Origin of the sequence: Rossellomorea sp. NPDC077527 (assembly GCF_044542955.1) — a bacterium.
In the GTDB taxonomy this organism is placed as follows: Bacteria; Bacillota; Bacilli; order Bacillales; family Bacillaceae_B; genus Rossellomorea; species Rossellomorea aquimaris_E.
Map to the genome: position 1 here is coordinate 804525 of NZ_JBITVL010000002.1, position 12721 is coordinate 817245.

Consider the following 12721-nt stretch of genomic DNA (forward strand, 5'->3'; position numbering starts at 1 on the left):
GTAGACATCTATATGAATGTGAATGTTTCATTAATAATTTGTCATTGTTATAATGATACCATGTTAACGACATTTTTTGACTATTAATTTCTAATTTTTCAGTGATAAAACGTCAATTTTAGCAAATTCAAAAGAAAATGGACATGATTATTTTGTTTGATGCCAAATGTTCACCTTTTTATTAGCAAGTGCTGGTTGATTTCCGCTGCAGGTGCTCGCTTTCCGCGGGGCTGGCGGTGAGCCTCCTCCTGCTTTCAAGATGTCCAGCTGCAGGGCTTAGGGGCTCGAGGTCATAAGCCAAGTCTGCCAAAAAGGAAAAAACGCCTTTCCGGCAGACTCGTCTTATGCTTGTCGCCCCTGTGCAAAGCCCTTCCGCTTTTCTATTTTCCCGCAGGAGTCGAGCACCTTCCGCTTCAATCAACCTTTTTAGAATCTATAATCTCTTTAATATAAGGAAATAATTCTTACCGTGATTTGAGAGTTTATTTCCTATCATCTTCACTAAATCTCTGTTCTTTTTCTTTTAACAGAATAAATTTATAGCAAAAGGAAGTGAAGTCTCATGATAAAAGTCGACGGGCATGTTCATACGCCTTTTTGTCCGCATGGAAGTACGGATTCTTTTGAGATGTATGTTGAGAGGGCGATTTCTCTTGGTTATACTGCCATAACGTTTACGGAGCATGCTCCGCTGCCTGAAGGTTTCTCGGATACGACGCCTGATCAGGACAGTGGAATGGATTTGACCCGCCTTACGGATTATTTCGATGCACTGGACATGTTGAAGGAAAAATATAAAGACAAGATCATCATCCGCTCGGGGCTTGAGGTTGATTATATTGAAGGATTCGAACATGAAACAAAGGAATTTCTTGCAACCTACGGAGCTCGGATGGATGATAGCATTCTTTCTGTCCATTTTTTACAGCATGAAGGAAAGTGGGACTGCCTGGATTTCAGCCCAGACGTGTTTCATTCGATGATTGGTTATTACGGGTCGGTTGATGCGATTTATTCACGTTATTATGAGACGGTACTGAAATCCATTCGGGCCGACTTAGGCGAATTTAAACCTAAGAGAATCGGGCACACTACCCTTGTAAAGAAATTTCAGCAGCTATACCCAGCTTCCCATTCGTTCTCGGATGAAATGTCGATCATCCTTCGGGAAGTGGCCGATAGAGATCTTGAGCTAGACTATAATGGGGCAGGATTTGTAAAGCCTTATTGCGGTGAGTCCTATCCGCCACTGGAAATCGTGAAAAAAGCCCGTGCGTTGGGAATCAAAACGGTCTATGGTTCTGATGCTCACACGTCGAACGGCCTTGATCAGGGTAGAGCCGATATGGATTTATAAAGTGAAAGAACTCTTCTTCAAACGGAGAAGAGTTCTTTTCATTCAAATGATAAGCTCTTTCTTCATGACCTCTTTCGCTTCAGATACGAGGAGGAGATCAATCCATTGATCAATGTTCTTATAATATTGATCGATAAAGTAATATTCCTGCGGGAACATCTGCCACACTTCCCTTAATTGCTGACTGTGAAGAAACGGCATCGTCAGCATCGACTTAAGCTGGATCACGAGAAAGCTCACCGGCTGTTTCTTCAATGCATGGTCCTTCATTCCTTGTTCAAACAGACGTTTCATGTAGTGCCTTTCTTTCATTAAATAGGAAGAAATGATTTCACGAACAACCTGTGAATCGATAGACACTTCCCTCCAGATGAAACGTGCCAATTGGTGATTTTCACTTTGGAATTTCAGTATTTTGTAGACCGCCCGTTTCAGGCAGAGATCGGCACTGACATAATTCAACGCTTCCACCTCTTCCTGCAGAAAGCGTAAATACGGCTCGAAGAAATGGGTGAAGCACGCTTCCAATATCCCCTGCTTACCCTTGAAATAATAGGAAATCGTTGCTGGATTTACGTTCGCCCTCTTCGCAATATCCCTGACGGACGTCCCATCAAAACCATGATCATAAAAAAGGTACACTGCCGCTTTAAAAATGGACTCTTTCGTCGACTTGGAGGTATCTAGTTTTTTCATATTTCCCCTTCTTTCGAATATAATAGGCGAATGAAAAAAACAGTGGCGAGAGTGAATATATAAAAACTTCATCAGAAAAAAGAAACGAAATCATTGAAGGTTATGAAGAATTATGCTAAAAATGGTTCAATAGATATTTCTATTATCATTTGTTTACACAAAGAATTCGTGTTTTCGCATGGATTTCCTTTAAGTATTTCTCGACAGGATTTGTTGCTCGGAGGCTTTGCGGAAACATTTTGACATGAAATAACTCACATTTTGTAGAATTGGGGGAGTTTATAGTGTTTCAAGCAGAAAAATATCAAGGTACAAAGGAACAGGGCTTTGGACTTGTTACAAAACAATTGAAGGCTTTATTAGAAGGTGAGCCAAATCAAATCGCGAATTTGAGCAATGCTTCCGCCCTTTTGAATCAATTTATGGATCGCATCAACTGGGTTGGATTTTATTTATATGAAGAAGAAAGCAATCAACTGGTACTCGGGCCTTTCCAAGGACTCCCTGCATGTGTAAGGATTCCTTTAGGAAGAGGAGTATGCGGTACTTCTGCAGGTGAGCAAAAGACGCTTCGAATCGAGGATGTCCATCAATTTCCTGGCCATATCGCATGTGACGCTGCCTCACAGTCGGAAATCGTCATTCCTCTTGTGAAGGAAGGGAAACTGATCGGCGTCCTGGATATCGACAGTCCTGAAAAAGCTAGATTTGATGAAGAAGATCAGAAATATTTAGAAATCTTTGTGGACGAGCTGTTAAGACATATTTAATTTAGATGTTTTTTAAGAAAGACCCCGCCGGGATACAACGTTACCGGCAGGGTCTTTTTTTACTGGAAGAAATTCGGTGACTTGTTAAAAAGTTCACGTTTTCCTCCTTCCATAATAGGGAAAAGAGTAACGTACATGAGAACTTTACACTGGATTATCCCATACAATATCCAGAATAGAGTACGGGTAAAAAGAGGTGTAGTATGAGTGAAAAGAAAAAAGACTTACCCTATTTATTATTTCTGCTGGTGATGCCGGCATTAGGCTATCTGTACACACTATTGAATACGGATGCCCGTGAAGCGGTCATTCTGTCTACAACACTCGACGAATGGATTCCGTTCGTACCGGCGTTCATTGTGCCGTATATTTTGTGGTACGCCTTTATTTTAGGATACCTTTTTTATTTTTGGTTTAAAGACGTCCAGACGTTCCTTAAAACACTTGGCATCATTGTCATCGGTGAATTGATTTGTTTTGTGATCTACTTTTATTTTCAAACCACGGTCCCCCGCCCGGAACTTACGGGAGACGGCTTATTTGTCGACCTCGTCCGGATGATCTACAGTCATGATCAGCCATATAATGCGTTTCCAAGCATCCATGTCTTAACGACATTCGCCATCATTCTCGGCAATTTCAACATTAGGGATAAACACCTATTCCACTCTGTCTTTGTGCCGATCATGGGATCGTTGATCATCCTGTCGACCCTTTTTGTAAAACAGCATTTCGTTCTCGACATGGTCAGCTCGGTTTTCTTGACTGTGTTCATCTACGGTATGATGTTTGAGCTTTATGGGGTCAGTGCGAAGAAATCAAAGCAAGCCTATCTAGAAGAATAAAATTCAAAAACAGGAAGGTCCCATTCTATCGCGGGACCTTCCTGTTTTTTATCGACTATTCGATTTTGATATAAAACTCTTCCACATATGGATTCTCTGGCTGTTCGACTTTTTCAAACACCGGATTCGTAATGACCGGCATGGTTCGACCATTGAAATCCACGGCATCAATGATTCCACTTACATTAACCCACGTATCTGGTTCCAATGCTGCCATGTCCTGATCCTGAACCAATAAACCGTAGACAGATGCATCCGCTACACAGCAAGATACAACATATCTTGAAATGACCGCCTGGTTCTTCTCAAAGCCCTCATCTTTATAAATGAATCCTGTCAGCTGCACTTCTTTTCCAACATACTGATCGAGCTTTTCATCTACTATACTGAGCGTTTGAACATACTGTTCATCCCGCACGATGATTTTCTCTTTACTCCTGACAATGTCTTTGAGCTTATCAAAGTCTTTCTCAACCGGGAAGTCTTCATATGAATCCAGCGTTGGCTGCAAACCTTGCTTGGAATCTTTCTTTGGCTCCTCGCTATTTTCGGATTGATTTCCAATCGCTGGTGGCGTAGAAAACATCGTATTTCCGATCTTTACCCCTCTTTTCGCCGCTGCAGCACTGTCGAGTACATTATCAGGCAGTAGGAAACCAAGAACGATAGGGAAAACAAACAGGGTGTAGATCATGAAAGACTTCATGACCCCTCTCGGCATCTCATGTCCTTCACAATCACATGAATGACTCTTCATATTCGAGGACGTTCCACGAATGACCTGAATGGCCCCCAATAAAAGAAACACTCCCAATGCAAAATACATATATCCATTCATTTTCGGGGCTATGAAGTACTGAAGATTGAAGGTTAAAAATAGTTTAAGCAGCAGTAATGCATAGCCAAGTAATATAATTCCCCGTAAATACGTATGAAATCGAACGGATGAATTCACTTACTATCCCTCCCTATAACCAAAATTGAGTAACCAATATACTGAGATAAACGGTAACAGTGACGACTACAATAAATAATAGGACAAATCGCTTTTTAAAATAGGCAAGCATCAATAAAGTATTTTTGAAATCGATCATCGGACCGTATACAAGAAACGCAAGGAGGGACGTAGTTGAAAACAGGTTACCAAATGAAGAAGCAACGAATGCATCGGCTTCAGAGCATAGCGACATAACATATGCAAACCCCATCATAACCCCAGGTCCTGCCCAATCGTTGGAGCCTAATGCCACAATGGCTTCACGATCGATATACGTTTGAAACACGGCTGCCAATAAAGCACCGATGATTAAGAATTTACCCATATCAAAAAATTCATCACTGGCATGAACCAGTGTTTCCATTAATTTATTGCTTGAATGGTCATGATCATGGTCGTGATGATGGTGCTCATGATCGCGGCTACTTTGTTTAAGAGGATTCTGCCTGCCAAATAGCTTGTACAATAATGCCCCAATGATAAGCGCTACGACGAACGCAATCAACATTCTTCCAATGACAACGGTAAGATTATGTTGAAACGCATAGTAGGTCGAAATCAGAACGATCGGATTCAGAATCGGAGCCGTCACCATAATGACGATGGCGAGGTGTGTCGGCATCCCTTTCTTGATCAGCCTTCTGGCCACTGGTACGATGGCACACTCACAAACCGGCAGCAGGGCACCTACTAAAACCGCAGGGAACAGGGCCAGGTACGGATACCTCTTCGGAACCAGCCTTTGCAATAAACTCTCAGAAACAAATACTTGTATCAGTGCCGATGCAAAAACTCCAATTAATATAAACGGAATGGCCTCTAATAGGATGCTTAAGAAGATGGTGATGACATTAACCAAAGAACTTCCTAATAAAGCATCCGGTACCCATCCTTTAATCCATTCACCGCCTAAAAACAATCCGATGATCAGAGTAAAAAGGAATAGACCCGTCAGGTCCTGTCCTACCTTTTTTAATTTATTCAAAGAACATAAAACCTCCTCTCTCACTAAACGTAATCATTCCGTTTTAACTCTTGCATTACTTCTATTCTTTCTTGATTTACTTTATGATTCATATTTTGATGTTTTTATAAAATCCGTACATTTTTATGTAACTGAAGATCAACTTCAACATAATGGCACGGTGAATTTCAATTAACCTTCTACTATAAATGCAGGAATCGGATCTTTGAATGCAGTCCAATCCTCTTCCATTTCCCTCTCCGTTAACAAACAATGATCTAATGACTTCTCTATTTCTTCTTTGTTCATCTCTAGACCGATAAAAACGATTTCGTTCATTCGATCGCCATACTTCGGATCCCATTTTTCCGCTAATTCTATTTCTTCAGCCAAAATTTCTTTCCTTTCCTGTTCAGGGTAAGCAGCCACCCACTCCCCAGCTCCCTGGATGATAATCGATGGTCCTGCCTGGGATAATAAACCGGTCATGTCGTTTCGGGTTGGTAGCCAAAAGAATCCTTTTGCCCTTACGATATCAACAGGCCATTCCTTCATCCATCTCATGAATCGTTCGGGGTGAAATGGTTTCTTTCGACGATACACAAAGGAAGAAATACCATACTCCTCGGTTTCAGGAGTGTGTTCTTCTTGTAATTCTTTTATCCAACCGGCTGCCTGACTTGCTTTTTCAAAATCGAACAATTTGGTATCCAGTACTTGGTGTAATGGTATATTGGAGTGCGTAGCATGAATGATCCTTGCGTCAGGGTTCAGCTTTTGAAGAATAGCTGTTAATTCGATAACATCCACTTCTTCTACTAAATCAATCTTATTTAACACCACCACATTGGCAAACTCAATTTGATCTATAAGCAAATCCACTACTTCCCTTGTATCTCCCTCATCTGTTGCCTGCTTACGATCCAGCAAGGTTTCTCCACTGGCAAAGTCGTGCCAGAAACGATTGGCGTCCACGACTGTCACCATCGTATCCAGTCTTGTTTTACTCGTAAGATCAATATCCATTTCTTCATCCAAATACGTGAAGGTTTGGGCAACTGGGATCGGTTCAGAAATCCCGGTGGACTCAATGACGATATAATCGATATCCCCCTGATCGACCAACCGCTTTACTTCTATCATTAAATCTTCTCTTAACGTGCAACAGATACAACCATTTTGAAGCTCCACCAATTTTTCCTCCGTCCTGGTAAAACCCCCGCTCTTGACAAGAGCTGCATCAATATTCACCTCACTCATATCATTCACAATAACCGCAATTCTCCGATTTTCCCGATTATGTAAAATATGATTTAATAATGTCGTCTTTCCTGACCCTAAATAACCGCTTAATACTGTTACTGGTACTTTCATGCTTTAACAATCCTCCCATATTTAAATCAAAATCGTTACGATTTAAACAGGCTATGATTCTTATGGCTACTCTCCTTACACCCAAAATATTCCGTGAGACTGGACCGATTCCCTACTCGCTATGTAACGATTGAATATCCATGAATACTCCCCACAACTATGAACCTTTTAAAAAAATTACTACTACCCTTCACAAAACGTAACGATTTCGTTTTATAAGTACTAAATGTATTTAAACACATGAATGATCGTTGTGCAATGAAAATTTCAAAACAAATCGTAATCATTCTTATTTACAAAACGGAATGATTACGATAAAGTAGTGTGTGAAATCATTAAAAAGGAGTTAACGATGAAAAAATACCTATTCATTTCACTTGTTCTAATTTTATCCATGTTTCTTTCTGCCTGTAATCAGGCTAAAACCACAGGGAATAACGGCAGTCATTCTGATGCTGAAGAGTCAATAAGCATCATGACTTCCCTCTATCCCCTTCAATATTTTTGCGAACGTATTGGAGGCGATCTCGTAAAGGTAGAGTCCCTGCTTCCCCCTGGTTCTGATGCCCATACCTTTGAACCAACCTCTAAAGATATGATAAGCATCGCAGAATCAGATCTGTTTATTTATAACGGCCTTGGGATGGAGTCTTATGCTGAAAAAATCACTAAATCCCTAGAAAACGAGGATACAATCATGGTAGAGGCGACAAAGGGAGTCGATGTCATCGCAAGCTCTCATGATCACTCTGAAGAAGGAGATCATGAAGAGGAACATCACGAAGAGAGCGATGCCGATCATGAAGAGGAACACGACGAAGAGGACGATACCGGTCATGAAGCGGAACATCATCATGGGGATTATGATCCACACGTCTGGTTAGATCCAAACCGTGCCATTGGATTGGCCGAGAATATCCGTGACGCTCTGATTGATCTTCAACCAGAACATAAAGATGCATTTAACCAGAATTTCAACGATTTAAAAAAAGATTTAGAGAGTATTGATGCTGAATTTAAATCATTGGCTCAAGAAAGTGACCATCCAGAGATCCTTGTTTCCCATGCTGCATATGGGTATTGGGAGGACGCCTATGGAATTGAACAACTGGCTGTTGCCGGACTCTCTCCTACCGACGAGCCTTCCCAGAAAGAATTGAAGGAAATCATCGAAACCGCCAAAGAGCATTCTATTCATTATGTGATTTTTGAACAAAACGTCACTTCTCGGGTTGCTGAGATCATCCAGAAAGAAATCAATGCAAAGCCATTAAAAATTCATAACCTTTCTGTATTAACAGAATCGGACATTAAAAACGGTGAAAACTACATGACATTGATGAAGAAAAACCTAAAGACCCTCGATCAAGCAATGAATGATGAATGATTTGAACGTTAACAAGCGCGTGCCTGTGTGTGGCACGCGCTTGTTTCATTTATAGAATTTAGGCTACTTCCACTTTGCCTTACGCCTTATCCAACGCCTGGGATAAATCATTCCAAATATCCTCAGGTGCTTCAAGTCCCACGGAGAGCCTCAGAAGAGAATCATTGATTCCCATGCTCTTTCTAGACTCTTCAGGCACGACGGCGTGAGTCATCGTCGCGGGATGCTGGATCAATGTTTCAGCATCGCCAAGACTGACAGCGATTTTGATCATGTCAAGATCATCCATGAACTTCTGCGCTTCTTCCTTTGAGCCTTTCAGCGTAAAGGAAATCATCCCGCCCGGTTTTTTCATTTGTTTCTTCATGACCCCATGTTGAGGGTGATTGGCATGTCCAGGGTAGATGACCGTTTCTACCGCGGGATGTCCCGCTAATAAATCGGCAATCTTCTCAGCGCTATCACAGTGTCGGTCCATGCGCACGGCCAATGTCTTTAACCCTCTAAGCAATAACCATGCATCGAAAGGAGAAATGATTCCACCGATATCCTTTTGAGTGGTCATCCGGATTTCCGCCATTTTCTCCTGCGAGCCGACGACAAGACCTGCAACAACATCCCCATGCCCACCGATATATTTCGTTGCGCTGTGGATGACAATGTCACACCCTAGCTCAAGCGGACGTTGAAGATACGGAGAACAGAATGTGTTATCCACTACGACTGGAATCCCCTTTTCCTTCGCAACCTTCACAACGAGCTCAAGATCAATGAGCTGCATAGTCGGGTTGATCGGAGTTTCCACATAAATGCAGCTTGTGTTTTCCGTTATTTTCCCCCGGATTTCTTCCTCTGTATCCATGGAAGAGAAATCATGCCCTATGGCAAATTTCTCTTGAAGGAGCTCAAGAAGACCGAACGTACATCCATACACCCCTTGAGAACATAGGATATGATCCCCTGATTTTGTCAGCGAAAACAGAACCGCGCTGACAGCCGCCATACCGGAACCAAAGGCAAGAGCAGCTTCCCCGCCTTCCAATGAAGCCATCCTTTCCTCCAAAATGGATACCGTCGGATTTCCCAGTCTTGAATATATATATCCTTCTTCTTCACCTGCAAATCGATTTTCCCCTTGTTTCGCATTTGCAAAGGTATAAGTTGAAGTTTGGTATAAAGGGGGCGCTAAACTATCAAAATGTTGAGACGATTGATACCCCTCGTGAATCACCCGTGTTTCAAAACGTTTCTCTTCTTTCATTCAGTATTCCTCCCAGTATTCCCTTTAAGTCTAAGTAACTACTATTCTAGAATATGATAACTACGGAGAAAAAGAAAGCGGTTACATTAAAGTGGTAAAGGGAAATGTGGTGTTTTTCATTTAAAACTGATTTGTCAACACTGCTACTTATGTAGCGAGGAGTTGGTTGATTTCCGCAACCGGCGATCGATTCCTATACCTAAAAAGCAATGCAGTTAGTTACATTTACTGTGTCTCGGTGCTTTTAAACACCAATTTTCATGATGAGCTAATTAAAAAGGAAGAACCAAATATGGCTCTTCCCGATTCATTCTTTATTTAGCATAATCTCAATCACAATCTTTCACTACCTGGTTCTTTCCGTTATTCTTCGCAAGGTAGAGCGCTTCGTCCGCTTTTTTCACTAGTTCCTTCACGGACTTCGGACATGTGTCATCCTTCTTTCTCCAAATGGATAAGCCGCATGACAGGGTGACGGATGGATCGGTTTTCAGAGGGGCTTCTTTTATGATGCGCCGGGCGATTTCAAGGCCCTCTTCACGTCCGATGGAAGGGAGATAGGCCGCCAATTCTTCCCCTCCCCATCTGGCAACAAAGCCATGATGACTGACAATGCCTTTGATCAGGTTTGCCACTTCGATGATTACTTCATCACCAATTTGATGGCCATACGTGTCATTGATTGATTTGAAATCATCTATATCAATCAGTAGTAATGTACCCAGTTCATCCTGATTCATGGAGATTTCCATTGTGTCATCCAAATAGTTCCGCGCGAATAATTTGGTCATATGATCAGTGATGACCATATGCTCAAGTTTTTCACGAAGAGTGGCATTGGTGATGGCAAGGGTCGAATGATGGATGAACGACTGCAGAAGCTTATACATATCGAAAGAGAACATATAAGGATCTTTATGCAGAACCACACAGAATCCGATCAGGGCTTCATTTTGGATCATGGGAGCGGCCATGATCGAAGGGAAGTCTGCCTTTTCGAATCGGTCGCTGACATCTCCTAAAAAGATGGCATCCCTTTCCTTTTCGATGCGTTGCTTTACGTACGAAATATAGTTCCTGCCTTTTTCTTCAAAAAAGATAGACGAGCTTTCGTCCATAATGGTGTACTCCCCTTTTTTCAGGAGTACAAATCCAATGGCGGATGCCTGAAAAGAACGTTTAATCTGTTTCTTTAAGAACATGACGGTTTCCGACAACCGTAAATTCAGATTCAATTGATGGGACGTTTCATTGATGAGTTGAAGATCGGTGATGAGCCTTTTCGACTGTTCATAGAGTTTGGCATTCTCCAGGGCACTCCCCGCCGTATACGCAAGCAGGCGAATGAACTCAATCTTATGATCTGTAAAAGTGTCATGGGACACGGACTTCACTTCAAGGACCCCATAAATCCCCTGCTTTCCTTTTAAAGGTGCGTACAGGACATCCTCTTCCCCTGATTCGATGCTTCCATTCACAAATGCCTGCATGGCTGATTCGTTTGCTTCCTCAAAGTCGAAATTCTTAATAGGGAGTTCCCCGAACTCATACCGGTCATTCGACAATAATAAGTGGAACTCATCTACCGGGAATACCTCTCTCAGCGTCTCGATGATCTGTACGAGAAGCGTGCGCACATCCCTGGTTGAATGGAAAATCTCCGTCACTTTGAATAGTTCCCGATATCTCCTTTCGTCTTCCAGTACGGTCTGGATACCCCCAATATGCTGTAAAAACTGATTGCTCACTTTCCAAAAAGAATGCATCCAGTTTTCATCTGTCCACTCGCCTGTATCCTCTTTTTTCACTAAAAGGATCGCCAGTGGACTTCCATCCTTTTTCGTAAAGTGGAACTTAATGGATGAGCGGTCCCTTTTTTCTATTGAAATGGGACGGAGAATATACTCCTCCTTCACTTCAGCAAGTGTAAAGGGAGCCTCCGAATTCTGATCGGGATGATACAGGAAATAAGTCGAGCCTGAATAAAAATATAAAAAAGCCCGATCGATCCCGAGGCAGTCCTTCACAACCGTCAGCCACTTCTGCAATTGAACAGACTGATCTACCTCCGACGACATTTCTTCATATATTAAATCGAATAGCTTTGACTTGTATTCGTGCAAAGCATGTTGAATTACGTACATATTTCTCACCCACACCTGAAAGGTTTGTGAAACGATTTACTTCATTGGCTCCTGGCCAATACCAGATCCTTTTGAAAGACAACCATCCATATTGAATCGTCTACTGATAAAGAATGAATATCATTCGGTTTCCCGCTTCTATTTGATAGGTTTAGTCGGAGTGATTCCCCTTCATCCCGGGGAATGCCGATGAATCCGTCTTCTTCTATATTAAAAGGATGCCGACTTGTCGTAACGGATGATGGGCCATCCTCCCTTTCTTGCAAAACCTCCAAAGATTCGGAAAACAACACCCAGTTCTTCTCTTCCAACTGGACCCAGATTCCATTATGTTCCTTTGCAATGCTCATTGTTTTCACTGTATTCTGTAACGATACGCTATGTAATACCTTAAAGAAAAATTGGTTATTTCGATCAAGTTCGTATATGACAAGAACCGGCTGCTCCTCGACCATCTTCGCCACCGCGATGACAGGGTTCTCTGTTTCGCTGCCTTTGGACAGGACTTCGGCTTGAATGGAAGATGTTTTCCCATCAACTTTTTTTGATGAGTTGGAGGAGTATAGGAATCCTCCCAAAACGACCAGGAGACACAGACCGATCAATAGAAATCGAAGACGTTTCTCTCTCTTTGATTCTTGCAAATCTGCTCACCTATTTAACATAATTTTCTTCTTTCATTATATCACAACAAATGACTTATGGACTATTTTGTTTTTAGACTTCAAGGAAATTTGAAATACTCTCTTGACTTCCAATCTATCGCGTCATATAATATTCTTTGTGTAAAATAATGCAGCTTCAGTGAAGTCCTTTATGGTCGTATTTTGTTCCTCTACGTTGAGGTGTATCTTGTAACCCTCTGCTGCTAGGGCGAAGGTACATGAAAACAAAATGCACATAATTGTTTATTCACAGGTGTTTTT

At 41.8% G+C, this 12721-nt stretch carries 11 protein-coding genes; 4 read left to right on the forward strand and 7 right to left on the reverse strand.

Annotated features, from left to right (window positions below):
- The first annotated feature begins 562 nt into the window (after positions 1 to 562).
- Positions 563 to 1357 carry a histidinol-phosphatase HisJ gene (gene hisJ, locus ACIGG7_RS09320; RefSeq protein ID WP_397549582.1) on the forward strand — a complete coding sequence of 265 codons (795 nt, stop codon included), beginning with the start codon at positions 563 to 565 and terminating at the stop codon, positions 1355 to 1357.
- A 42-nt stretch (positions 1358 to 1399) separates the two neighbouring features.
- Here the strand turns inward: hisJ and refZ are convergent, their stop codons facing one another.
- Positions 1400 to 2053, reverse strand: a complete 654-nt coding sequence (gene refZ, locus ACIGG7_RS09325) for a forespore capture DNA-binding protein RefZ (protein ID WP_224939587.1) — start codon at positions 2051 to 2053, stop codon at positions 1400 to 1402.
- Positions 2054 to 2337: 284 nt separating this feature from the next.
- Here refZ and ACIGG7_RS09330 point away from each other — a divergent pair, with 284 nt between their 5' ends.
- Positions 2338 to 2823 (forward strand): GAF domain-containing protein, encoded by a 486-nt coding sequence (locus tag ACIGG7_RS09330; protein WP_224939586.1) that lies wholly within the window; start codon positions 2338 to 2340, stop codon positions 2821 to 2823.
- Between the two features lie 203 nt (positions 2824 to 3026).
- Positions 3027 to 3668 carry a phosphatase PAP2 family protein gene (locus tag ACIGG7_RS09335; protein ID WP_397549583.1) on the forward strand — a complete coding sequence of 214 codons (642 nt, stop codon included), beginning with the start codon at positions 3027 to 3029 and terminating at the stop codon, positions 3666 to 3668.
- Between the two features lie 55 nt (positions 3669 to 3723).
- Here ACIGG7_RS09335 and ACIGG7_RS09340 read toward each other — a convergent pair whose 3' ends face one another.
- From ACIGG7_RS09340 to ACIGG7_RS09350, 3 genes are all read right to left on the reverse strand, one after another.
- Positions 3724 to 4623 carry a TIGR03943 family putative permease subunit gene (locus ACIGG7_RS09340; RefSeq protein WP_397549584.1) on the reverse strand — a complete coding sequence of 300 codons (900 nt, stop codon included), beginning with the start codon at positions 4621 to 4623 and terminating at the stop codon, positions 3724 to 3726.
- 13 nt (positions 4624 to 4636) lie between these two features.
- On the reverse strand, positions 4637 to 5650 hold the full coding sequence (locus ACIGG7_RS09345) for a permease (protein WP_224939583.1): 1014 nt from the start codon (positions 5648 to 5650) through the stop codon (positions 4637 to 4639).
- Positions 5651 to 5821: 171 nt separating this feature from the next.
- Positions 5822 to 7003 (reverse strand): GTP-binding protein, encoded by a 1182-nt coding sequence (locus ACIGG7_RS09350; RefSeq protein ID WP_397549585.1) that lies wholly within the window; start codon positions 7001 to 7003, stop codon positions 5822 to 5824.
- 352 nt (positions 7004 to 7355) lie between these two features.
- Here ACIGG7_RS09350 and ACIGG7_RS09355 point away from each other — a divergent pair, with 352 nt between their 5' ends.
- Positions 7356 to 8390: a metal ABC transporter substrate-binding protein gene (locus ACIGG7_RS09355; RefSeq protein WP_397549586.1), complete on the forward strand. Its 1035-nt coding sequence runs from the start codon at positions 7356 to 7358 to the stop codon at positions 8388 to 8390.
- A gap of 79 nt (positions 8391 to 8469) precedes the next feature.
- On the opposite strand, the gene megL is transcribed toward ACIGG7_RS09355, so the two are convergent.
- The 3 genes from megL to ACIGG7_RS09370 form a co-directional block, all read right to left on the reverse strand.
- Positions 8470 to 9651 carry a methionine gamma-lyase gene (megL, locus tag ACIGG7_RS09360; RefSeq protein WP_224939580.1) on the reverse strand — a complete coding sequence of 394 codons (1182 nt, stop codon included), beginning with the start codon at positions 9649 to 9651 and terminating at the stop codon, positions 8470 to 8472.
- 329 nt (positions 9652 to 9980) lie between these two features.
- Positions 9981 to 11795, reverse strand: coding sequence for a sensor domain-containing diguanylate cyclase (locus ACIGG7_RS09365; RefSeq protein ID WP_397549587.1), 1815 nt, complete (start codon positions 11793 to 11795; stop codon positions 9981 to 9983).
- Between the two features lie 41 nt (positions 11796 to 11836).
- Positions 11837 to 12439, reverse strand: coding sequence for a hypothetical protein (locus ACIGG7_RS09370; RefSeq protein WP_224939578.1), 603 nt, complete (start codon positions 12437 to 12439; stop codon positions 11837 to 11839).
- Between the last annotated feature and the right edge of the window lie 282 nt (positions 12440 to 12721).